This window comes from Haladaptatus marinus, assembly GCF_051194195.1.
This window is the reverse complement of record NZ_JBLZNK010000003.1, coordinates 1113475-1134256: the sequence shown is the minus strand read 5'-3', so window position 1 is coordinate 1134256 and position 20782 is coordinate 1113475. Positions and strand designations below refer to the sequence as shown.

Annotated in this window: 24 protein-coding genes; 9 read left to right on the top strand and 15 right to left on the bottom strand. The window is 59.1% G+C overall.

Features of this window, described 5'->3' with window-relative positions:
* The 3 genes from lysW to ACN2TU_RS12055 all read right to left on the bottom strand — a co-directional run bounded on the left by lysW (position 1) and on the right by ACN2TU_RS12055 (position 2938).
* Positions 1-165: a lysine biosynthesis protein LysW gene (lysW, locus tag ACN2TU_RS12065; RefSeq protein WP_049969434.1), complete on the bottom strand. Its 165-nt coding sequence runs from the start codon at positions 163-165 to the stop codon at positions 1-3.
* A 150-nt stretch (positions 166-315) separates the two neighbouring features.
* The gene (gene argH, locus ACN2TU_RS12060) at positions 316-1776 is read right to left on the bottom strand and encodes an argininosuccinate lyase (protein WP_435155611.1); all 1461 of its coding nucleotides are present in this window, start codon (positions 1774-1776) and stop codon (positions 316-318) included.
* On the bottom strand, positions 1769-2938 hold the full coding sequence (locus ACN2TU_RS12055; RefSeq protein ID WP_435155609.1) for an argininosuccinate synthase: 1170 nt from the start codon (positions 2936-2938) through the stop codon (positions 1769-1771). The genes argH and ACN2TU_RS12055 overlap by 8 nt, the downstream gene beginning before the upstream one ends.
* A gap of 353 nt (positions 2939-3291) precedes the next feature.
* Between ACN2TU_RS12055 and ACN2TU_RS12050 the strand changes: the two genes are divergently transcribed.
* A complete protein-coding gene (locus tag ACN2TU_RS12050) occupies positions 3292-4401 on the top strand; it encodes a DUF7537 family lipoprotein (protein ID WP_435155608.1) in 1110 nt (369 codons plus the stop codon).
* 45 nt (positions 4402-4446) lie between these two features.
* Complete coding sequence (locus tag ACN2TU_RS12045; RefSeq protein ID WP_435155607.1) at positions 4447-4947, top strand: 2'-5' RNA ligase family protein; 501 nt, start codon at positions 4447-4449, stop codon at positions 4945-4947.
* A 21-nt stretch (positions 4948-4968) separates the two neighbouring features.
* On the opposite strand, the gene ACN2TU_RS12040 is transcribed toward ACN2TU_RS12045, so the two are convergent.
* Positions 4969-7152 carry an ATP-dependent DNA helicase gene (locus ACN2TU_RS12040; RefSeq protein ID WP_435155605.1) on the bottom strand — a complete coding sequence of 728 codons (2184 nt, stop codon included), beginning with the start codon at positions 7150-7152 and terminating at the stop codon, positions 4969-4971.
* A 125-nt stretch (positions 7153-7277) separates the two neighbouring features.
* Positions 7278-8249 (bottom strand): cation diffusion facilitator family transporter, encoded by a 972-nt coding sequence (locus ACN2TU_RS12035; RefSeq protein ID WP_435155604.1) that lies wholly within the window; start codon positions 8247-8249, stop codon positions 7278-7280.
* A gap of 76 nt (positions 8250-8325) precedes the next feature.
* On the opposite strand from ACN2TU_RS12035, the gene ACN2TU_RS12030 reads away from it, so the two are divergent.
* On the top strand, positions 8326-8847 hold the full coding sequence (locus tag ACN2TU_RS12030) for a metallophosphoesterase (RefSeq protein WP_435155602.1): 522 nt from the start codon (positions 8326-8328) through the stop codon (positions 8845-8847).
* A 120-nt stretch (positions 8848-8967) separates the two neighbouring features.
* Here ACN2TU_RS12030 and ACN2TU_RS12025 read toward each other — a convergent pair whose 3' ends face one another.
* A complete protein-coding gene (locus ACN2TU_RS12025) occupies positions 8968-9612 on the bottom strand; it encodes an ArsR/SmtB family transcription factor (RefSeq protein ID WP_435155601.1) in 645 nt (214 codons plus the stop codon).
* Between the two features lie 85 nt (positions 9613-9697).
* Between ACN2TU_RS12025 and ACN2TU_RS12020 the strand changes: the two genes are divergently transcribed.
* Positions 9698-9850 carry a DUF7859 family protein gene (locus tag ACN2TU_RS12020; protein ID WP_435155600.1) on the top strand — a complete coding sequence of 51 codons (153 nt, stop codon included), beginning with the start codon at positions 9698-9700 and terminating at the stop codon, positions 9848-9850.
* A gap of 6 nt (positions 9851-9856) precedes the next feature.
* Here the strand turns inward: ACN2TU_RS12020 and ACN2TU_RS12015 are convergent, their stop codons facing one another.
* Positions 9857-10030 (bottom strand): hypothetical protein, encoded by a 174-nt coding sequence (locus tag ACN2TU_RS12015; protein WP_435155599.1) that lies wholly within the window; start codon positions 10028-10030, stop codon positions 9857-9859.
* Between the two features lie 68 nt (positions 10031-10098).
* Positions 10099-11115 carry a threonine aldolase family protein gene (locus ACN2TU_RS12010; protein WP_435155597.1) on the bottom strand — a complete coding sequence of 339 codons (1017 nt, stop codon included), beginning with the start codon at positions 11113-11115 and terminating at the stop codon, positions 10099-10101.
* 102 nt (positions 11116-11217) lie between these two features.
* On the opposite strand from ACN2TU_RS12010, the gene ACN2TU_RS12005 reads away from it, so the two are divergent.
* Together ACN2TU_RS12005 and ACN2TU_RS12000 are read left to right on the top strand one after the other, a co-directional pair.
* Positions 11218-12300, top strand: coding sequence for an aminopeptidase (locus ACN2TU_RS12005; protein ID WP_435155595.1), 1083 nt, complete (start codon positions 11218-11220; stop codon positions 12298-12300).
* 172 nt (positions 12301-12472) lie between these two features.
* Positions 12473-12622 (top strand): hypothetical protein, encoded by a 150-nt coding sequence (locus tag ACN2TU_RS12000; protein ID WP_435155593.1) that lies wholly within the window; start codon positions 12473-12475, stop codon positions 12620-12622.
* 5 nt (positions 12623-12627) lie between these two features.
* Here the strand turns inward: ACN2TU_RS12000 and ACN2TU_RS11995 are convergent, their stop codons facing one another.
* Entirely contained in the window at positions 12628-12801 is a 174-nt protein-coding gene (locus ACN2TU_RS11995) for a hypothetical protein (protein WP_435155592.1), read from the bottom strand.
* Between the two features lie 82 nt (positions 12802-12883).
* On the opposite strand from ACN2TU_RS11995, the gene ACN2TU_RS11990 reads away from it, so the two are divergent.
* On the top strand, positions 12884-13429 hold the full coding sequence (locus tag ACN2TU_RS11990) for a YIP1 family protein (RefSeq protein ID WP_435155590.1): 546 nt from the start codon (positions 12884-12886) through the stop codon (positions 13427-13429).
* Between the two features lies 1 nt (position 13430).
* Here ACN2TU_RS11990 and ACN2TU_RS11985 read toward each other — a convergent pair whose 3' ends face one another.
* Complete coding sequence (locus ACN2TU_RS11985) at positions 13431-13772, bottom strand: hypothetical protein (RefSeq protein WP_435155589.1); 342 nt, start codon at positions 13770-13772, stop codon at positions 13431-13433.
* A 107-nt stretch (positions 13773-13879) separates the two neighbouring features.
* On the opposite strand from ACN2TU_RS11985, the gene ligA reads away from it, so the two are divergent.
* A complete protein-coding gene (gene ligA / locus ACN2TU_RS11980) occupies positions 13880-15943 on the top strand; it encodes an NAD-dependent DNA ligase LigA (protein ID WP_435155588.1) in 2064 nt (687 codons plus the stop codon).
* Between the two features lie 63 nt (positions 15944-16006).
* Here the strand turns inward: ligA and ACN2TU_RS11975 are convergent, their stop codons facing one another.
* The 4 genes from ACN2TU_RS11975 to ACN2TU_RS11960 all read right to left on the bottom strand — a co-directional run bounded on the left by ACN2TU_RS11975 (position 16007) and on the right by ACN2TU_RS11960 (position 18393).
* Positions 16007-16204 (bottom strand): hypothetical protein, encoded by a 198-nt coding sequence (locus ACN2TU_RS11975; RefSeq protein WP_435155586.1) that lies wholly within the window; start codon positions 16202-16204, stop codon positions 16007-16009.
* A 97-nt stretch (positions 16205-16301) separates the two neighbouring features.
* Positions 16302-17180 carry an ABC transporter permease gene (locus ACN2TU_RS11970; RefSeq protein WP_435155584.1) on the bottom strand — a complete coding sequence of 293 codons (879 nt, stop codon included), beginning with the start codon at positions 17178-17180 and terminating at the stop codon, positions 16302-16304.
* Positions 17177-18094 (bottom strand): ABC transporter ATP-binding protein, encoded by a 918-nt coding sequence (locus tag ACN2TU_RS11965; RefSeq protein WP_435155583.1) that lies wholly within the window; start codon positions 18092-18094, stop codon positions 17177-17179. The genes ACN2TU_RS11970 and ACN2TU_RS11965 overlap by 4 nt, the downstream gene beginning before the upstream one ends.
* Positions 18095-18138: 44 nt before the next feature.
* On the bottom strand, positions 18139-18393 hold the full coding sequence (locus tag ACN2TU_RS11960) for a DUF7967 family protein (protein WP_435155582.1): 255 nt from the start codon (positions 18391-18393) through the stop codon (positions 18139-18141).
* Positions 18394-18479: 86 nt separating this feature from the next.
* Here ACN2TU_RS11960 and ACN2TU_RS11955 point away from each other — a divergent pair, with 86 nt between their 5' ends.
* Positions 18480-19082 (top strand): hypothetical protein, encoded by a 603-nt coding sequence (locus tag ACN2TU_RS11955; RefSeq protein WP_435155581.1) that lies wholly within the window; start codon positions 18480-18482, stop codon positions 19080-19082.
* Positions 19083-19157: 75 nt separating this feature from the next.
* Here the strand turns inward: ACN2TU_RS11955 and ACN2TU_RS11950 are convergent, their stop codons facing one another.
* Positions 19158-20621, bottom strand: coding sequence for an arylsulfotransferase family protein (locus ACN2TU_RS11950; protein WP_435155579.1), 1464 nt, complete (start codon positions 20619-20621; stop codon positions 19158-19160).
* Between the last annotated feature and the right edge of the window lie 161 nt (positions 20622-20782).

The following is a 20782-nucleotide window of genomic DNA, read 5'->3' as shown; positions in this document are numbered from 1 at the left end:
TTACTCCCCCCAGTCCTCTTCGAGCTCGGGTGCCCGGTCGAGGACTGGCGGGTTCACGTCGATGACTTCTAGTTCGACACCGCAGGTTGCACAGTCGATGATTTCGCCCGATTCCAGATCGTCGTGCAGGGGTACGTCCGCCCCACACTCAACGCATTCTGCCATTGTACTCTCCCATATCGCACTATCGGACTTAAATCCGTCGTTATTAATTATGAATAAAAAGGTCAGACTACCGTCTCACGGCGTGAGGAGGCGAATTTCGCGGTTCGAATTTGTGATCAAATAAGTTGCCCCCGGAGGGGTCGCGGTAGTTTAGACATAGTCGTTCACCTCTGTCTGGAGCAGTTCGTTCGCTGCATCAAGCGATTCGGCGAGTTCGGCGACTGTCTCTTCGTGGACGACGAGCGTCGCCTCGGCGTCGCTCAACCCTTCGACCATCACATCATCGGCAGGGCCGCCGTGCGAATCGCGCATCACGACGCTCGTTTCGGGGTCGAGTGCGGACTCGACCTCCTCACGAGGTACGTATTCGGCGAGTGGTGCGTCGAGTACGTCCTTCGCGGCGGAATCGAGCGCGTCGTAGTTTGCCTCTCCCGCCGTCGCAACCAGTTCGTGTGCCGTGCGGAACGGGACGCCGCACATCGCCAGCAGGTCGGCAACTCCTGTTGCGGTGGAAAAGCCCTCCTCGGACGCTTCGGCCAGCACGTCTTCGTTCCACGTCGCGGTCGCCACCGCGCCCGCCGTGACCTCGACTGCGTCGATCACGGCGTCGGTGGCGTCCCACGCGTGGGGTGTCGCGCGCTGAAGGTCGCGGTTGTATGCGCGTGGAAGTCCTTTGAGCGTCGAAAGCAAGCCTGACAATCCGGCGTGGGCATCGCCCGCCACCGCACGAACCAATTCGAGGGTGTCGGGGTTCTTCTTCTGGGGCATGATTGACGACGTTGACGAATAATCGTCCGACAGTTCCACGAACCCGCGATTCGAGTAGACAACGAGATCTTCCGCGATTCCGGAGAGGGTCGTGGCGAGGTTGGCCAGCGCGGATATCGTCTCCACGAGGAAATCGCGGGTGGATACCGCGTCCATCGAATTTCCGAGAACCGCATCGAATCCGAGCAGTTTTGCTACGCGCTCGCGGTTCACGTCGAACGGCGTTCCCGCGAACGCCGCAGCGCCGAGAGGGCACTGGTTCACCCTCCCGTACGCATCAAGCAGGCGAGCCGTGTCGCGCGCAATCGCCTGCTCGTAGGACGCGAGGAAGTGGCCGACCGTGGTCGGTTGGGCGGGTTGGAGATGCGTGTACCCCGGCATCACCGTATCCGCGTGCGATTCGGCGACTTCGAGCAGTGCTTTGCGGAGCGCGAGGGTCGCATCCAGAACGTCCAAAACGTCCTCGCGGAGGCGGTAGCGGATGCATGTCGCAACCTCGTCGTTCCTGCTTCTGGCGGTGTGCATCTTGCCGCCGTCGGCACCGACCTTCTGGACGACCGACGTCTCGATTGCGGCGTGCACGTCCTCGCCGTCGGGAAGCGACCCGTGGCCATCGACTTCGACCACGTTTAGCGCCGTGAGAATCTCACCCGCCGTTTCGTCCTCGATGATGCCCTGTTCCGCGAGCATCACGACGTGGGCGCGGTCTACCGTGAGGTCTGCCGCGAAGATGCGTTCGTCGGCGGATAGCGACGAGAGAAATCCGCGGGCGGGACCGCCGCTGAAGCGGTCGCCGCGGACGACATCCCCGTCGCCGCCGATTCCGCTCCCGTGCTCACTCATTATTCGCGAGGCGGGACTGATAGCCGTGGTATTTCGCGACGCCAGTCGCGTCGGCCTGCTCGATTTTGCCGACGGTTTCGGTGTTGAACGAGGCGGCGTCCTCGGAGTACACCGCGTATTCGCTTTCGCGGGCGACCGGACGGGCCTGTCCGCCTTCGAACTTGACCGTTACCGTACCGGTGACCTTCTCCTGCGTCGTGTCGATGAAGCCGTCGAGGGCGTCCACGAGCGGTGCGGAAAGCAGTCCCTCGTAGGCTTTTTCGGACCACTGCTGGTCGATACCCGTCTTAGACGAGCGCTCCTCTTTCGTCAGCACCAGTCCTTCGAGGGCCTCGTGTGCGTTGAGGAGGGTCGTCGCCGCGGGATGTTCGTAGTTCTCGCGCACTTTCAGGCCAAGCATACGGTCTTCCATGAGGTCGGTGCGACCGACGCCGTGTTTGCCCGCGAGTTCGTTCAGATACTCGATAAGTTCAACTGCGTCGTAGGATTCGCCGTCGATTGCGACGGGTTTGCCGTTCTCGAACTCGATTTCGACGAGCTCGGTTTCCGTACCTGGTTTTTCGGTCCATTCGTAGATTTCCTCCGGCGGGACGTAGCCGGGGTCTTCCAGATTGCCGCCTTCGACGGAACGACTCCAGAGGTTCGTGTCGATGCTCCAGACGCCCTCGTTGCCGCCCTCGACTGGCAGGTCGTGGTCGTCGGCGTACTCCATCTCCCACTTGCGAGTCAGGCCGAGTTCACGCACTGGTGCGATGACTTCCAAGTCGGAAGCGCGCCAGACCGCCTCGAAGCGCAACTGGTCGTTCCCTTTCCCGGTACAACCGTGCGCGATGCCGTCACAATCGTTCTCCTTCGCGACATCCAGAATCGCCTCGGCGATTACCGGACGTGCGAGTGCTGTCCCGAGCGGATAGCCCTGATACGTCGCGTTGGCTTTCACCGCGTCGAGGCACTGTTCCGCGAACGCGTCCTTCGCGTCCACGACGTAGTGTTCGAGATTGAGTGCTTCCGCGGTTTCCTCCGCTTCCGCGAATTCCTCTTCTGGTTGTCCTACGTCTACGGTGACGCCGATGACCTCGTCGTAGTCGTACTCCTTTTCGAGGAGTGGGACGCATACTGTGGTGTCGAGACCGCCCGAGAAGGCGAGTGCAACGGATTTCATTGTGAACGATGCCAGGGACTCCACCCACTTAAATTCTTCTCAAAAATTTTAGAAATAAAGTTGCAAAATGGACTATAGGCAAATTAATAGCGTGTGGATTCGCGTTGAACGAACGTCGGGTCGGGGTGGAATAGGTATTATTGGGACTAGAAAAGCCCCGGCCGCCGTCGCACGCAGAAGGAGGTGAAGGCGGACTCGTCGCTCACGGCAGGGGCGACCCCGGTGGCGCGAGTCCACGACATTACGAGACTGTTCTCGCGTGATTCGTATAAAGCCTTTCGGCGCGGCAAGGGTTGCCAGCGATTCGTTTCTGTTGGCTATAATTTATCACCTGTCATCAGAAACGATGTAGAATGCGACGACTCCCTGCCCTCCTGCTCGCCCTCCTCATCGTCACATCTGGGTGTGCCGACTACATCCCGTGGTTGGAGCAGTCACCGGAGCCGAAGACGGACTCACAAACCAATCTGAATCCGCCCCCCGGCGCGAACACACAGTGGATATTCGACGCGGAACGACTGCTCTCCGCTCATGAGTCCGCTTTGGCTGGAATGAATTATCGAAAGGAGGTTCGGATTCGCCCGAATCATAGTGTTGGTTCGAAGGAATGGGCAAACTCGACCCTCGTCGCGCACGTTGGAGAGGAACGAACCCGCGTTAACCAGCAGGGTGACCTCCCCGATTACGTCGGTTTTCGGGGTTCGTACGAAGGCTACGTGGCGAATTACACTACGATGATGAAAATTTCGAGAGAGAAGGAGGAGAACCGATATCGCTCTATGACCAACATCTCGTATCCGATTCGAGAGGACATCGAGAACGACTCCCAGATGAAACGAATCCTCTCGAGTTCGGATTTCACGTGGGACGGAACGACGGTTCGAAACGGAACCAGATTGTATCGCTACCGAGCGAGTAGCCACACCGAACTTCCCGACACCCAATCCCTCTCCGCAACCGTCTTCGTGGACGAGCGGGGGCTGATTCACGAACTCTCCGGGTCGCTCCAAACGAGCGGTAGCCGAGCCGTTTCGGTCGATTTCTCGTATCGGTATTCGGCGGTGGAATCACCACCGCAGAAACCGGACTGGGTTAGCAACGTGCCACGGATAACCGTGCACTCCGAATCCGATATCATCGCTATCGAACACGAAGGTGGTGCAGTCGTTCCGGCGGGCACAACCGTCGTATTCTCCCTGTTCGACCCCTCCAACCGCTCGACCCGGCCATACGGCGATGTCGAACTTTCGAAACCACTCAAACCGGGCGATGTCGCGTATCTCTCGGTTCAGGGCTTTGAGGAAAGCGGAAATGGACGACTTATCGCAGACGGGGAGGTGGCTGTGAATCAGCCACCGGCAAACGAATCGGCCATTTCACTTTCCAACTGGACTGTCTGGGTCGATATCGGCACCGAAAACTGGACTACCCGTGCTTTGGACGGTTCGTCCGGAAATGACTGACGACGAACGCCACCCTCATATCCTTCCCCTTTCTCGAATCAGATAGTGTACAGCCTCAACGTTCCCGTTCCCGGCGAGGTCGCCCGACTCGCCGAGCAACTGCGGCCGTCGCTTTTCCAGTTCGACAGCGTGCGCGACCAGCACACCTTAGTCGTCAAGCGATTCGGCAACCGCGACGACTACGACCGTCTCGAAATGCAGGTTCGAACCACGCTCGTCGGGTCTCCTGCATTTGAAGCCCGAATTTCAGAAATCGACTGTTTCGAAAATCCGGCACGCGGAGATGGCCCCGTCGTCTACCTCACCGTCGAAAGCCCCGGCCTACACGAACTCCATCGCGAACTGATCGCCGAGTTCGACCGCATCGAGGACATCGAGGGCGACGACTATGTCCCGCACGTGACGCTCGCTCGTGGCGGAAATCCGGATGTAGCTCAGCAACTCACGGAACACGACATCGATCCGATTACGTGGAACGTCACGCGACTCCAACTTTGGGATGCGACTTACGAGGAACCGACCGCGACGATTTCGCTTCCTGCGTGAATTACCGCGACCAACCCCGATTCACTGCGGTTTCGGCGGTTCGCCGTCCCACGCGTCCTTATCATTGAAGAAGTTCAGCATGGCGAATTTGAGCTTTTCGGGGGTGATATCCAACATTTCATCCCGTTCTTCAGACGGGAACGTCTCTCGGACGCTGTACTTGCCCATTTCTCGCACGCTCTTTTCGGTGTAACGTTTGTCCAGTAGCACCCTGATGCCGAAATCCTCCGGCGAGCGAATCACGCGGCCGAGCGCCTGCCGCGTCTTCCGAATCGTCGGAATTTCGACGGCGTACTCCCAGCCAGAGTTTCTCCCGGAGCGGTCGGCGAACACTCTGTCGTAAGCGTCCTGCACGGCGTCCATTCGGTCGTTCAAATGCGGATACGGTACCCCGACGACAACCACGGTTCGAGCGTCGTCGCCGTCGAAACTGACGCCTTCCGCCAGCGTCCCCCAGAGCGAGGTAAAGAGGACGCCGCCGTCGTCGGTCGTGAACTGCTGCCGGAGTTCTTCGACCGGCGTACCCGCCTCGTCGAAATACAGTTGTCCGTCGATTCGGTTTCGCACGAGGTCACGGTAGCGTTCGGCCTCGCTGTAGCTCGGGAAGAAGACGATTGTGTTTCCGGCGGTGAATTTGACCGTGTCGGTCAGCACGTCCGCGATGGTTTCTTGGGTCTCCCGTTCGCTTCGCTCGCTAGCGAACAGCGCGGGCGATTCGACGGCGAACGTTCGGCGGTTTTCTTCCGGAAACTGGAGACCGTAGGCGAGCGTCACTGGTTCCGTCAACCCGAGCACGTCCGATAGCACGTCGAAGGGGCGAAGGGTTGCGCTCATCAGCACCGTCGCGTACACCTCGTCGAAGAGATCTTTCGTCACTTCGCGCGGGATGCAGGTGTATAGTTCTGCTCTCCCGTACACCTCGTCGGTGCCGTCGTCGCGCCGAACTCCGACGACGGGGTACTGGCTGAGTTCGGCCCCTTCGTCCATGTAGGATTTGACGAAACTCGCGGCTTGGAGCGTCTGGCATTCCTGCCGGGTTTTCGCGTCCCCTTCCTTGTACGCTTCCTCGTACTGCTGGTCGAGTTCCTTGGCGAGGCTCAGCGCGTCGTCCAGTTCGTCGTCGATTCCCTTTCCGGTATATTCCTGGAGGAAATTCAGGGTGAGGTCGTCGCGTTTGTTCTCGTTCGCAACTGCTACGTCCTGCCAGTTCTCGCCGACTGCTTCGCGTTCGCCGAAGCCGAAGGAGTCCTCGTAGGTGTTTTTCAGTGCGCGTTGGAACGCGGCGAGCACGTTGAACCCCGTCTCGCTGCGGAAGTCGTCGCTCTCCTGCAACTCGTCCAGCGCGCTGTCGAGGGTGTTCTCGGTCAGCGACCGGGAGGCGTGGTCGCGGGCCGTCCCCTCGATGTTGTGCGCTTCATCGAAGATGGTTATAACCTCCTCCGGGTCGCGGCCCAACCACCGGAAGAACTGCTCGCGTATCATCGGGTCGAGCAGATGGTGATAGTTGCAGACGACCAAATCGACGCCCTCCATTCCGTCTTTCAGCAGTTCGTAGCCACACATCCCCTGTTCTTCGGCGTACTCGTAGATGTCGTCGGGCGTCCGAACGTCCTTGTAGAGCCACTGGTAGAACTCGCCAGTATCCTCGGTGAGGTTGTTGTAGTAGTAGTCACAGACGTTCGCTTCGCGCAGATTCTCGACTTCATCTTGTATCTGGTCGAGTTCGTCCATCACCGCACTGCGGGCTTCCGCGGCGGTTTTGTCGCCATCCTGCATCACTTCGAGCAGTTCGCGCTGGCGCTGTTCGAGTTCCTGCTTGTCGCGTTCCTTATCGACGACTTCGTAGGTGTTGTCCCGAAGCACCTGACATTCCTGATAATCCACGTCGATGTGGCACATCGACCCTTTGCCGCGAAAGACGACGGCGCGCAGGGATTCGTTTCGGTTTATCTCGCGCGCTTCGGTGACGAACTGGCGCATCTGCTGGTGGACGTTAGTCGTGATGACCACCGTCTTGTCCTCCTCGCGGGCGTATTCCAGCGCTGGGACGAGCGACGAAAGCGTCTTTCCCGTCCCGCACGCGCCTTCGAAGACCACGTCCTGTCCGCGCGCCAGCCCGTTGTAGATGCGGTCCATCGCCTCCTGTTGATTGTCGTAGGGCGACTCGTAGGGGAAGAACCGCATGTACTCGTTCGTCGTCGACACGATACGGGATATTCGCGGCTTGGTTCAAAAAGGCTTGCCTACGCGAGATTGTGCCGGGTCTGATATGCAGACGTGAGTTCCTCCCAGTCGATACCGCATTCTAAAAGAAAACCCAAAACCAAACTCTAAACGACGGGCTGCGACGCCGTCTCCTCCTGTACTTCGGGTTCGATGTACACCTTCTTCACGTGGTCGTTCGCGTCGAACATCTCGTTTTCGATTTGGGTGATTCGATCGTCTATTTCACCCGTGTCGAGTTCCGGGTCGAAGGCCACGTCTGCGGTAATGATGACCTTCCCAGAACCGAAGTAGACGGTTCGGAAGTCGATAATCTCCGTGACGCCCTCCGATTTTTTGAGCATCGTGCGGAGATCGTTTTCCTCTTCTTCTGGGAGACTCTCGCCGAGGAGAAGACGCTTGTTCTCCCACGCGAGCGCGATGGCAAATCCCATCAGCATGAGGCCGATGAGGAGGGCGGACGCCGCGTCGTACATCGGGTTCCCAGTTGCTCGGGAGAGGTAGACGCCGAGTAGCGCGATTCCGGCACCGCCGAGAGCGATGGTGTCCTCGGTGAGCGCCGTCAACGTCGTCACGTCGCTGGTCTTGCGGAAGGCTTCCCGAAAGCCGCTCCAGTCGCGACGGTTGATTTCGATTTTCATCGCCTTGTATGCCTTGATGAACGCGTAGCTTTCGAAGAGGATGGCACCGATGAGGACGGCGTAGTTGACATACACTGGGTCGAACGTTTGTCCAAGAAGGTGGACTGGCTTGGCGTGTTCGACGTGTGGGTTCATCAACGCGTTATACCCGTGTTTCGCGCTCTCCCACCCGGCGATACCGAAGAGGAGGACGCTAACCAGAAAGCTGTAGAAAAACTGTGCCTTGCCGTAGCCGAAGGGGTGGCCTCTCGTCGCCTCACGTCCACTGTACCGAATGCCGATGAGGAGGAATACCTGGTTTCCAGTGTCGGAAATGGAGTGATACGTCTCGGAGAGCATCGCCGGACTCAGAGTGAGGAGATACCCGATAAACTTCAACACGGCAATTGCCCCGTTCGCGATGAGGGCGGCAATCACGACGGATTTGCTACTCGCCATTACTCGAATAGCGTCACGGAGGTGTCAAAGTCCTTACGACGGAACAAGGAAGTCGATTCGATGCCAACACCGGAATATGATAACTATCGTCTCCGACACGCACAGCGAGACGGGGCACGAACTCTCGGGACGAACCCTCAATGCAGTCCGTGCGGCCGACCTCGTCGTGCACGCGGGCGATTTCACGACCGAGGCTGCGCTCGATGCGTTCGAGTCGGAGAGCAATCGACTCGTCGCGGTTCACGGCAACAATGCGACTCCGGGAGTGCTCGACAGACTCCCGGAAGTTCGAACCTTCGAGGAGAACGGGGTTCGGTTCGCACTGACACATCGACGACGAGGCGGAAGCACGGGACTGGAACTGTTCGGACGGGAACGAGACGCTGACGTGGTCGTTTTCGGTCACTCACACAGACATCTCGCAGAAGACACTGGCGAAGTACTGTTGATGAATCCCGGGAGTCACGCAAGGCCACGAGGCGGACTCCCGACACACATCGAATTGGAACCGCAAGAGGAAGACTTCGGTGGTGCGATTTACAGGCGGAACGGGAAACTCGTTCAGGAGTTTCCCGTTGGAGGGGTGGTGGAAAGCTGATGGCGTTGGCGGAGGGCCGAAGCAGGGCGGTTCCATTTCATAGTATGCACTACGACATAATGTACCCTTGGTAAGCTCAAAAAAGCGTTTTAGTTATCCATTCCACATGGGAAATTCGCATCAATCTCGAACGTAATACAACCAGATAGCGCCGAGTGCGAGGACGAGCGCTCCGCCCGCAAAGAACAGCACGCCCGGCGGAACCGTCGTCGCTACAGTACTCGCTGCATCCTGGGAAACCTGTGCCCCCTCGTTCGATGCGATACTTATTCCGCCGCTCGAATCGGTGCTCTTCTCGGCCGCTTGCCCACCGATTCCCACTATTCCTTCCGTGACCGCGTACTGAATCGCGGCACTGACGACGCCGAGTAGGACGGAAACACCGAGGACGCGGGAGAGAGCGTCCTTGAGTCCCGTTGCCTGATCTTCACGCCCGGCAAAGAGGATAAGTGGGCCGTCCGTCGGTGCATACACTTTCATTTCTCTGCCTTTTTCCGAGTAGATGGTATCGACCGGAGAAATGAGTTCGGCGTCTTCTAACTTCTGGAGGTGATATTGGGCGTTCTGAAGCGAGGTGTCCACTTCGTCACTCAGTTCGGACGCAGTCGCGGGTTGTTCGTGAAGCGCGGAGAGGAGGCTTCGGGCCGTCCCTGACGAGAGTGCCCCGAGCAAATCGTCGGCGTCGTCGCTATCGACGCCGAGTACCCGCGGGTTGCCACCCGTCGGGGGTTCCACGTCCGTGCTGGAGGGCAAGAGGTCTGCCATATTTATGCATATGAAACCGCTCGTCAATCAACTTTGTCACTAGCACGGCGAAACGAATTTGGTTCGTGAACTGATAGGCACGAGTATGCAACCACTCGGAATCATCGGAGACTTCCTCGGCGACCCCGTGTTCGTCGGTCTACTCGTCGCGATGCTCGCCTTCGTCTTCTTCATCTACTTGTTCATCCGTCGGACGATGACTGGCTTTCAGGAAGGCGTGCAGAAAGGCCAGCGATAATCCCGACTACGACTCCGTCGGCCCGAACTGATCGAACACCGCGCCATCGACACCGACGAAGAGCCCAAGCCACAGCGTGCCGACCGCCCATTCGGAAGGGAGGAGTACGTCATCAAGAATCGCGATTCCGTCGAACAACACCAACAGGATTCCGAGCAAGAGGGCGTCCGTCGTTTGCATACCGCTCTGACCGATCGATTAATCAAATGCTTTCTGGATGCTGTGATGTCCTACCGGTCAGGTTCCGCTCAGAGCGCGTTTCGAACGCTCTCAGCCGCGGTTTTCACGTCTTCTCGATTCACATCCCAGTGCGTACAAAACCGAGCGACGTGGGTATCGAACTGTGTCCCGAGAACGTCCATCTCTTCGCACGCAGTCAGGAACTGGTCGGCCGTCAGTCCCGCCTCTTCCGTGTTCACGAGGACGATATTCGTCTCCGGCGATTGTACCGCGAGACCGTCGGCGTCGGCCAACCCCTCGGCGAGGACGCGAGCGTTTTCGTGGTCGTCCGCGAGTCGGGAGACGTTGTCGAGCGCCAACAGTCCCGGCCCGGCCAACACGCCGACCTGCCGCATTCCGCCGCCGAACAGCTTTCGCGTGCGCCGAGCGCGCGCGATGAAGCCTTCGCTCCCGGCGAGCATCGACCCGACCGGTGCGCCGAGACCTTTCGAGAGACAGAACATCACGGAATCGACCTCGTCGGTAAATCGGGCGGGCGACACGTCGTGTGCGACGGCGGCGTTGCACACTCGCGCACCGTCCAGGTGAACGGGAACGTCGAGGTCGTGGGCCGCCTCCGCCGCCGCGTCGATTTTCTCGGGGGAGATGGCGACGCCACCCTTGCTGTTGTGTGTGTTTTCGAGACTCAGAAGGCCGGTTCCCGGTCTGTGTGCGTCTTCCTCGACGTAACCCGACTGTACCTGTTCGGGCGTCGGAATCCCTCGCTCGCCACCGTCAAGCGTTCGAACCTGTAGGCCTGCGTGCTGTGCCAGTCCGCCGAGTTCCCATTTGTAGATGTGGCTCTCGCGTTCAACGAGGATTTCCTGCCCGCGGTCGGTGTGGACGCGCGCGGCGATTTGGTTGCCCATCGTCCCCGTCGGAACGTAAAGGGCTGATTCCATCCCCATCAACTCGGCGGCGCGCGTTTCCAATTCGTTGACCGTCGGGTCTTCGCCGTACACGTCGTCGCCGACGTCGGCCTCGTGGGCGGATTCGCGCATCTCGTCGCTCGGCTTCGTTACTGTGTCGCTCCGCAGATCTATCATGTGCGCCCCTTCCGTGGCAGTGGACAAATAATCGAGGGTAGGCGACGCCGTTCCGGGGTGGCGTATCGAAAGCGGTTTCCGGCATCCATGAAATCCATCATCATGGATTCACGGATTCGGAAACACGCCGAAATCATCGTTGATCATTCGCTCGATATCGAGGCGGGCGACAACGTCGTGCTTCGCGTTCCGTCGGTCGCCGACGACCTCGCGATTGCACTGTCGGAGCTGCTCGGCGAGCGCGGCGCATTCCCGCTCGTCACCGCCGGACGACGGGATCGAAAACGCGCCGCATTTCTCAAGTCGATTTCCCCCGATGACCTCGACACCCCGGAACACGAACGAGCATTGTTCGAGGCCGCGGACGCGGTCGTCCACGTCAGAGCACACGAAAACGCCTCCGACATGAGCGACGTGGACGCGGAGACGCACGCGGCGTACAATCAAGCCTACCAACCGGTACAGGAGGAAATCCTCTCGATGCCATGGTGTCTCACACAGCATCCCTCGCCGGGAAGCGCGCAGTTGGCCGAGATGAGCACCGACACGTACGAAGCGTTCGTCTACGGCGCGATGAACAAAGACTGGGACGAACAGCGCAAGTTCCAGCAGCAGATGGTCGAAACCCTCGACGGCGCGAACGAAGTGCGCATCGTCTCGGGCGACACCACCGACCTCAGCATGTCCGTGATGGACATGAAAACCATCAACGACCACGGAAAGAACAACCTCCCGGGCGGCGAGGTGTTCACCGCGCCGGTACCCGACTCCGTCGAGGGCGAAGTGCTGTTCGACAAACCGCTCGTCCATCAGGGTCACATCGTGGAAGGCGTGTGGCTCGAATTTGAGGAGGGCGAGGTCGTCGATTTCAGTGCCGAAAAGAACGAGGAAGTGCTCGCGGGCGTCCTCGACACGGACGAGGGTGCGCGCCGACTCGGCGAACTCGGTATCGGGATGAACCGCGACATCGACCAGTTCTCCTACAACATGCTTTTCGACGAGAAGATGGGCGACACCGTCCACCTCGCGGTCGGCATGGCGTACGACATCTGCGTTCCCGAAGAACAGGAGCAAAACGAGAGCGCAGTTCACGTCGATATGATCGTCGACATGAGCGAGGATTCGCGGATAGAAGTCGACGGCGAAGTCGTTCAGCGGGGCGGAACGTTCACTTTCGAAGAGTAGCGTGACGGGTCACTCTGTAGTCATATCTGTTGTAATCATTCTAGAATTAGTGCATCTGATACGGGTTTGTAGCTGTAGCTTCGGACTGATATAGAAAAAAGCGCGATGATGTAAAATTATATAATTATTCTGCCACCTGCGATTTAAGTATCTCCGGTAGTAAGGAACAATCGTGTCAAAAGTACCCTGTCCGGACTGTCGTCGGAACATCGCATTCCACGAACTGGAGACAAAGACGGTCGCCCAATCCAGTGGGTTCTCTACTAACTATCGTTGTCCGTTCTGTCGAAACGCCATCGAAAACGTCGGCGAACTGCTGTAGACTCACTACTGAAGGGGAGCGAACACTCGCTTCAGCAACCGTGACAAGAGGCGCGAAATCAACCGATTCCGCAGTCGCTCAGCATCGATTCGTCGATGTTCGCCGAGTGCGTCGTGTTTCTCGCACGCCCAGTCCAGTGTTGCAGTCGAATAGCGGACACCTGGAAAATCGTCGCTCATACGTCAGGCGAGTAACGGTACGTTGAAAGTCGTTTTCGTTTCAGCAGATACGTTAATGTGACATTACTGCCAAATTTTCGGCATGCTTGAGTTTTTCTACGATCCAAATCGCTATTTCAGGGAGCGAACACCACTCTCCTCGATTCCGCCCGCAATCATGGTCGTGGTCGCTAGTTTCGCATCCGCTGTATCGGCCGCATCCGTCATCGCAGGTGCTCCCGAGCAATCTGAAACTTATTCAGCGATAATGACGGTCGTCACACTCCTCTTTAACATACCGATTGCGTTCGTCTGGAACCTGCTTCTGCTTGGCATCTATGCGAGTATTCTCCACGTTCTCGCGTCCTCAATCTTCGACGGTGGAGAATCGTTCGGTACGACGGTCAAGGTGGCCGCGTGGGGGTTTCTTCCGCTTATCTTCTCGCATCTGCTGACGTCGTTTGCGTACGAACCGGAACTGTCTTCCAAACTCCCGTTTCTCATCAGTACGCTCGCCATCGTCTGGCAAGGTGCGATTTGGTCGTTCGGACTGCGACACACCCACGACCTCTCGTTTCGAAACTCGGTGCTCACCGCGGGGGTTCCGGTTGCCCTGATGCTCGCACGTGTCCTGTTGGAAACCGCGTAGTTCAGTCGGTCAAATCGAGGTCGTCAAACTCGTCCGCCAACGATTTGAGTACGTTCTTCGCGTCCTGTTTGGTGTCGTCGTCGATATCCTCGACCGCTTCGACGCTATGGCCGCCGCTGTAGGCGGTTTGGACGGCATTCTCGTTCAACCGTCCATCTGCCCCCACGACGGGGAGTTTGAGGTCGTCGTACGTGTCCGGGCTGTCGAATCCCGAGGCGGAGAGCACGAAATGGCTCGCGATTTCCGAAAGGTCGTCCGTGTCGAAGTCGTTTTCCTGCGGGGCGCTCCAGTCGTCATCCGTCGTGTCGTCGAACTCCGGTTCATGAACGCTGTAGTTCATCATAATCCGGAAACCGACCGCAATCGTGGAAAAAATTCAGGCTGCTATTGCAGGCATCTCGCTGCCCGGTTGCTGAACTATTTTACCCGACGCCGAACAATCCCCAGACAATGGCTGAGGTGAGTGCGGACGAAAATCCCTACGTCGAAGACCCACAGACCGATTTCGACTCGGTCGAAGCACTGAGCGATGAAAGCGCACATGAACAGGCCGAACTCCTCCGGGACGCGATTCGACACCACGACTATCGCTACTACGTCGAAAACGACCCTATCATCGCCGACCGAACCTACGACGCGCTCTTTACGCGCTTGCAGGAACTCGAGGACGCCTTCGACATCCGGACGGACGACAGTCCGACTCGCCGGGTCGGCGGCGAACCCGTGGACGAACTGGAAACCATCAAGCACGTCACGTCCATGCTCTCAATCGACTCCAGCGGCGAGGCGGACGACGTGCGCGCCTTCGACGACCGTATCCGACGGAAGGTAGATGATGTCGAATACGTCTGCGACCCGAAGTTCGACGGCCTGTCGCTCGAAGTCGTCTACGAAGACGGTGAGTACGTCCGCGCCGCGACCCGCGGCGATGGACGGGAGGGAGACGACGTAACCGAAAACGTACGCACGATTTCGAGTATTCCCCACCATCTCCGCGGCGACTACCCCGATTTCCTCGCGGTTCGCGGCGAAGTGTATATGCCCCGGGACGCCTTCCAGGCGTTCAACCGCGAGCGAGTCGAGGAGGGCGACGACCCGTTCGCCAATCCACGGAACGCCGCTGCCGGGTCACTCCGGCAACTCGACCCGTCAGTGACCGCAGAACGCCCGCTGGACTGTTTCTTCTACGACGTGCTGGACGCGAGCGAGGAGTTCCCGACTCACTGGGCGGAGTACGAAGCCCTGCCGACCTACGGCCTGAAGGTGGTCGGCCGAACGGAACTCGTTGAGGACATCGGGGACGCAATTGCCTACCGCGACGACCTGATGGCAGAACGTGAGGATCTAAACTACGAAATCGACGGGGTCGTCATCAAGGTGAACGACCGAAGCGCGTGCGACGAACTCGGAACCACCGCGCGCTCGTACCGATGGGCCTACGCCTACAAGTTCCCGGCGCGCGAGGAAGTGACCGAAATTACCGACGTGATACTCCAGGTCGGACGGACGGGGCGACTGACCCCAGTTGCCCTACTCGAACCGGTTGACGTTGGCGGCGTCACCGTCTCGCGCGCCAGCCTGCATAATCCGGAAGAAATCGCGGAAAAGAACGTCAATATCGGCGACGAAGTGCGAGTACAGCGGGCGGGCGACGTGATTCCGTACGTTTCGGAAGTCGTGGAAAAGGGGGGCGAGGGGCACTACGAGTTTCCCGACCACTGCCCGGTCTGTGACAGTCCTGTCGAGCGCGACGGCCCGATCGCGTTCTGCACCGGCGGCCTCGCCTGTGACGCCCAACTCCGTCGCGCCGTCGCCTACTACGCGAGCGACGGCGGACTCGACATCGAGGGCTTGGGCGAGGAGCGCGTCGAACAACTCATCGACGGCGACCTCATCGAATCACTGCCCGACCTCTACGAACTCGACGCCGACGACCTGCTCGAACTCGATGGGTGGGGTGAGAGGAGTGCGGAAAATCTCCTCGGCGAAATCGAAGATTCGAGACAGCCCCCACTCGCGAATTTCGTTTCGGCCATCGGGATTCCTCGCGTCGGCTTTGAGACGGCGCGAGCGTTGGCCCGCGAATTCGGGTCGATGGACGCGTTGATGGACGCCTCCCGTGACGAATTCGAATCGGTTCCCGACATCGGGCCGGTCGTCGCCGACCAAATTCGGGAGTTTTTTGACTCCGAGCGCAACCGCGACGTCGTCCACGAACTCCTGTCTCACGTCGAACCGGACCGCGAGGAGACGGCGGGCGGCGACGAACTCGCCGGACTAACCTTTGTGTTCACCGGGTCGCTCTCCCAATCGCGCTCCGAGATTTCGGACTTCGTCGAAGCACACGGCGCGAACGCCACGGGAAGCGTGTCCGGCAATACTGACTACCTCGTCGTCGGCGACAATCCGGGACAGACGAAACGCGACGACGCCGAGGAGCGAGGCGTCCCGGTGCTCGAAGAGGACGAATTCTGGGACGTGTTGGAAGGGAACGGCGTCGAACGGGAACGGTAGTCAAAACCGTTCAGGGTGACGACCGCGCAAATCGATGACTCCGGAAGGCATACAGCAGGGCCACTATCGCAACCACGGCGGCCGCCAGCAGGAGCGAGTCGAAGGCGAGCGACGCCAGAGCGCAGTCAGCAGTACCGCGACGGCCCACAGCCCTGCTTCCAGGTTCGACAGCCGTTCCAATCCATCGTAGTACACCCGAAACGAAACCATCGTCAGAAAAATAGCACCGAGGTGGAATCCGATTTCGTGGAGGAGGGTCATGGTCTGTCGAAACATTCCCGGCAGGGACGGTCAATGCTCCGTGCTGCTTCCATGTCGGTTCAAAACGAAACGGCGTTTTGGGACACGAATTCGGTGGTCACAGGTCCGCTCGGTCGAAAAGCAGATAGCCGACCGCGACGGGGATGAGCAACCAAAGCAGGAACTGCGCCATCACGACGGCGTTGGAGAGATAGAACGGTACCGTGCCCATTTGCTGTTCGATAACCGGGCCGAGTCGTCCCGCACCGTACAGTCGCGCTCCGAGTGTCGAATTCATGTACAGGGCCGCGGCCAACGATTCGTAGGCACGAACCGGGTTGAAGTATTTGACGAACAAGCCGTACTTCACGATTTCTATGTTCCCCAAGCCGAGCGAGAGTTTATCGTTCATCACGAGGACGACCCTGCGGATGTAGGTCCACAGTTGCGTGAACACGACGTACAACGCAACGGAGGCGACCATCGCGCGGCGATTCGTGGACGTGGCGGACGAAATCCCGATGGCGAGGCTGACGAACGTCACGCCGAGCGCAACCGTCAGAATCGTGAACAGGATGTAACTCACGATTTTGAGAGAAATGCCGTAGAATACGAGCACGATTGCAGAGGCCACCATGCCGAGGAGAATCGGCACAGCGATGACACCGCTCCGTCCGAGCAGTTTGCCGACGACGACATCCTGTCGGGAGTGGGGAAGCGACAGCATGAGCTTCATCGTTCCCGACTCCCGTTCGCCGATGATGGCGCTGTAGGCGACGACGAGCGCGATAAGCGGCACGAGGATCGCGACGACCCTGCCACCGAGCAAGCCGATGAACGCATCGGTGCTGGCGTTTTGGTTCGTGTTGCCGAGACCCTTCCCGACGAAATACGCGCTGCCGACGAAGAGGCCAACGAAAATCGCCGACAGCACCCACAGCCACCGCGACCGGAGCGAATCGTGGAAATCCTTCCGGGCGACTGCCTGCCACGTCATGCTTTCACCTCGGCTTCCGTGTAGGTCATGAAGAGGTCTTCCAGCGAGGCCTCCTCGGTGTCGAAGTCCTCGATGTCGGCACCCGCGTTCTCCAGCGTGGCGATGACCGTCGTTTTGACGTTCGTCTCGCAGGTGACGAACAGGGTGTTTCCGTCCCGGTTGACGCCAGTTACGCCGTCGATTTTACGAACCTCTTCGACGGCGTCCGACGGCAGCGAGGTCGTATCGATGACGAGTGTCGTGTCGCCGCCGACGGTCTCGCGAAGCCCCTCGATGGAGTCCTCCGCGACGAGTTCGCCGTCGCGCAGGATTCCGACGCGGTCACAGACGGCTTCGACCTGTCCGAGAATGTGGCTGGAGAAAAATATCGTCGCGCCGCGGTTTTTCTCCCGCCGGACGATTTCGCGCATTTCGCGCGCGCCTTTCGGGTCGAGTCCGGTCGATGGCTCGTCCAAAATGAGCAGGTCTGGGTCGCCGACGAGTGCCATAGCGAAGGCGAGTCGCTGGGCCATTCCTTTCGAGTACCCGCCCGCCTTTCGGGCGGCGTCGTCCGCCGAAAGCCCGACTCTGTCGAGGAGTTCGTCCGGGTCGTCGTTCGTCTCCTTCGATTCGATGGCGAACTCGATGTGCTGTCTCCCCGTCAGACGATTGTACACCGAGAAGCCTTCCGGCAGGACGCCGGTTCGTTCGCGGACGGCGACGCTCTCCTCCTGTGCGTCCCGTCCGAGGACTTCGACGGTGCCCTCCGTCGGCCGAATGAAGTCGAGGATGAGATTGATAGTCGTCGATTTTCCCGCTCCGTTCGGCCCGAGAAAACCGAACACCTCTCCCTCCTTTACTTCGAGCGAGAGGTCGTTGACGGCGGTGACTGTCCCGTATCGTTTGGTCACACCGTCGAGTCGAATGGCGGTCATGGTTCCGGGTTGCAGCAACGGACATAAAACGTTACTGTTCTATGTCACACCATATCTCCCGGGTCGTGTTTCTCCATCATTCGTTCCGTTTCGGCCGCGTATCGCTCCCGAACGGCCTCGTCGGCCACTTGCGCGAGCCGCTCCTCTTCGACATCGATTGCGGCAGTCGTCTCGCCGCCGAGTCGGCCCGCCAGCTCTTTTTGCAGGTATCGTTCGCCGTCGGGTGTCGCGTACACCAGCGTCAACAGGTCGCGGTCGCTGTACGTTCGCTCCACGAGCCAGACGCGCACGTCGGTCATGGCCAAATCTTCACTCGTCTTCGGTTTGTATCTGGCGAGGGGCACAGCCGCAACCTTATTTAACTCAGTGATAGTCCCGATAAACGATGCGACAGTCCCCGCTATCCCAGGCGTCCGATGACCGTCTGTTGGATATGCTGTTCGCGGGCGAAGAAATCGAAGAAGAAATCGAACTCGAAGGCGCGCGAATCGCTGTAACGAGTCATCGCGTCCTCGCGTTCATGCCGGAGGGTGGTGGAAGACGGTTCGACCACGCAGACCGGCCCAACGTCCTCAATGCAAGCGTCCAGCCGACCGGCCAAAATGGCTATCTCTCGTGGACTATCCGGAGCGTCGTCTACGGAATCATTCTACTCGGCGGGGGCTACCTGTTGAACAGCAGCGGCATTCTCACGGAACTCGGCAGCACGGAGACATCGGACGGACAAATCGTCGGCGGCATCGGACAAATGATTTCGTCCATGGCGATTATGTTTGGCGTTCTCACGGATGCACTACTGCTAATCGGCGGTGTGCTGTTGTTCGCCGCACTCACGTTCGGCGGACTGTACTTCACCACTCGATCCGAGGAACTGGTTATCGAGCGCGCTGGCCGCGAGCCGATTTACGTTCCCGTCGCTGGCGAAGAGGCCGAAGACGCGGCCCGCCGGATTCGTTCCGTACTCGGACGGGAAGAAATCCAGCAGTAAACGCGACAAACGGGAGTGAATTCTGGCGCAAAAATTGCGTCGAAAATCGATTGAAACACGGAATCAGTCGTCGACTCAGTCCGTGGACTGTTCGTCGGAACGCTCCGCCAATGTCTCTCGGCGTCGACTCACGTACCAGCCCGCTTCGATGCCGCCCCACACGAGGGCAACGACGAAGCCGAGCGCGATGGCGAACACTTCGGGAACACCCATCCAGACCGGGGTGATGTACATCAACCCGTTCAGGTATTTACCCGGAATGAAGCCCTTCACTGCAATCCAGAACTGGTCCCCAACGTTTCCGGTGCGGGAAGCGACGTTCGCGGACTGGGCACTCGGGCCGTTCGTGGATTCGTCGCCGGTTCCGAGCCGTTCCACTTCGTAGGGGAACGCGATATTGAGCTGCCAAACGACCTTGCCGTTCTCATCGACTTCGAAGACGCGATTGCCGTTCGAATCTCCGATGAGCGTATGACCGTTCGGAAGCCGGTCTGCGTCCCGCGGCCACTGCATTCGTCCGTCCCGCCATATCCACGTTTGCTCCCACTTTCCGTCGCCGTTTCGCTGATATTCGATGACGCGGTTGTTCTCGCTGTCGGCGACGATGTCGGCCGGGCCGCCGTTGGATTCGTTGATGTAGTCGGGGTTGTGTTGCTCGTAGAGGATGTCGTAGTTATCCTCCTCGCCGAGGGACTGTTGCTTGATAGCGGAATGGTCGTCCGGGGACAGGAACACGACGCGGTCCAAATTACGGATGCTCACCGTAATACGCCCGTCATCGAGGACTTCGACGTCGTTGATGTGTGACCAATCCTTGGGGAACGATCCACCGGTTTTCTGTGTGTCGAAGTCGTCGGAGGCGTTCCAGCGCCACTCGATTTGGTCGGACTCGGTGTTCATGACGAACACCCCATCGAGGTAGATGTCGGCGACGACGAGATGCGTCTCGTTGATCCGGTCAACGTCGTGGTATCGCGTCGCCTCCTTTCCGGGCGTTGGCTGACCCCACACCTGTTGAACTTCGCCGGTCGTAAGGTTCACGCGCTCGACGCCGTTGTACGTACAGGCGTTTACGTCGCCGTGGGTTTCGTAGTAGGTGTCCCACGTCTCTTGGCTGACGCCGTAGTCGCTCGCGTTCCACTCGTCGGCACCCGGACACTCGTCCCCACTGAGATGGTCGGCGTAGGAGTACTCGACCGTCGCGGAGGTTCCCGGCACCGGGTCAACGTCCCAATAGCGGGTGTGTGTGTCGTTGTAATACCTCACTGTTCCGTTCGGATTGAGCGCGACGAGTTCGGCCCTCGCCCGTGGTCCTTCGCTGGCCTGTCCGCGCCAGGAGTTGGAGTCCGTGGCGATGACCGTGATGCCATCTGTTTCGGGCGCTACTTTCACGTCTCGATTCACGTCGTTTCCGTCGATATGGGATTCGAACGTCGTCTCCGTCCACGATGTCGCGACTCCGTAGCCGACCGTCACGACCGATAGTGCGAGGAGGGCGGCAAACAGCGCTCGAAGGCGGCGTTTAGAGATTGAAATCATAGATGCGATTATCGATGGACGTCAGTCCATCCAGTTCGGTTCGGAATCGATACTATCTCGTTCGTGCGATTAGCCATGTTCTACCCCCACTATCGTTACCCGCTGAATAAAAACGATTGGTCGAACGCGACAAATATTGTATCGGTATTGAAATGTATTTA

Coding starts and splice junctions, on each gene's coding strand:
- ACN2TU_RS11990 (WP_435155590.1), top strand. CDS start 12,884: ATGCTTGAGTTTTTCTACGATCCAAATCGCTATTTCAGGGAGCGAACA.
- ACN2TU_RS12050 (WP_435155608.1), top strand. CDS start 3,292: ATGCGACGACTCCCTGCCCTCCTGCTCGCCCTCCTCATCGTCACATCT.
- ACN2TU_RS11960 (WP_435155582.1), bottom strand. CDS start 18,393: ATGACCGACGTGCGCGTCTGGCTCGTGGAGCGAACGTACAGCGACCGC.
- ligA (WP_435155588.1), top strand. CDS start 13,880: ATGGCTGAGGTGAGTGCGGACGAAAATCCCTACGTCGAAGACCCACAG.
- ACN2TU_RS12035 (WP_435155604.1), bottom strand. CDS start 8,249: ATGGCGAGTAGCAAATCCGTCGTGATTGCCGCCCTCATCGCGAACGGG.
- ACN2TU_RS11985 (WP_435155589.1), bottom strand. CDS start 13,772: ATGATGAACTACAGCGTTCATGAACCGGAGTTCGACGACACGACGGAT.
- ACN2TU_RS12015 (WP_435155599.1), bottom strand. CDS start 10,030: ATGCAAACGACGGACGCCCTCTTGCTCGGAATCCTGTTGGTGTTGTTC.
- ACN2TU_RS11950 (WP_435155579.1), bottom strand. CDS start 20,621: ATGATTTCAATCTCTAAACGCCGCCTTCGAGCGCTGTTTGCCGCCCTC.
- ACN2TU_RS12020 (WP_435155600.1), top strand. CDS start 9,698: ATGCAACCACTCGGAATCATCGGAGACTTCCTCGGCGACCCCGTGTTC.
- ACN2TU_RS11995 (WP_435155592.1), bottom strand. CDS start 12,801: ATGAGCGACGATTTTCCAGGTGTCCGCTATTCGACTGCAACACTGGAC.
- ACN2TU_RS11970 (WP_435155584.1), bottom strand. CDS start 17,180: ATGACGTGGCAGGCAGTCGCCCGGAAGGATTTCCACGATTCGCTCCGG.
- lysW (WP_049969434.1), bottom strand. CDS start 165: ATGGCAGAATGCGTTGAGTGTGGGGCGGACGTACCCCTGCACGACGAT.
- argH (WP_435155611.1), bottom strand. CDS start 1,776: ATGAGTGAGCACGGGAGCGGAATCGGCGGCGACGGGGATGTCGTCCGC.
- ACN2TU_RS12005 (WP_435155595.1), top strand. CDS start 11,218: ATGGATTCACGGATTCGGAAACACGCCGAAATCATCGTTGATCATTCG.
- ACN2TU_RS12025 (WP_435155601.1), bottom strand. CDS start 9,612: ATGGCAGACCTCTTGCCCTCCAGCACGGACGTGGAACCCCCGACGGGT.
- ACN2TU_RS12010 (WP_435155597.1), bottom strand. CDS start 11,115: ATGATAGATCTGCGGAGCGACACAGTAACGAAGCCGAGCGACGAGATG.
- ACN2TU_RS12030 (WP_435155602.1), top strand. CDS start 8,326: ATGATAACTATCGTCTCCGACACGCACAGCGAGACGGGGCACGAACTC.
- ACN2TU_RS12055 (WP_435155609.1), bottom strand. CDS start 2,938: ATGAAATCCGTTGCACTCGCCTTCTCGGGCGGTCTCGACACCACAGTA.
- ACN2TU_RS11975 (WP_435155586.1), bottom strand. CDS start 16,204: ATGACCCTCCTCCACGAAATCGGATTCCACCTCGGTGCTATTTTTCTG.
- ACN2TU_RS11955 (WP_435155581.1), top strand. CDS start 18,480: ATGCGACAGTCCCCGCTATCCCAGGCGTCCGATGACCGTCTGTTGGAT.
- ACN2TU_RS11965 (WP_435155583.1), bottom strand. CDS start 18,094: ATGACCGCCATTCGACTCGACGGTGTGACCAAACGATACGGGACAGTC.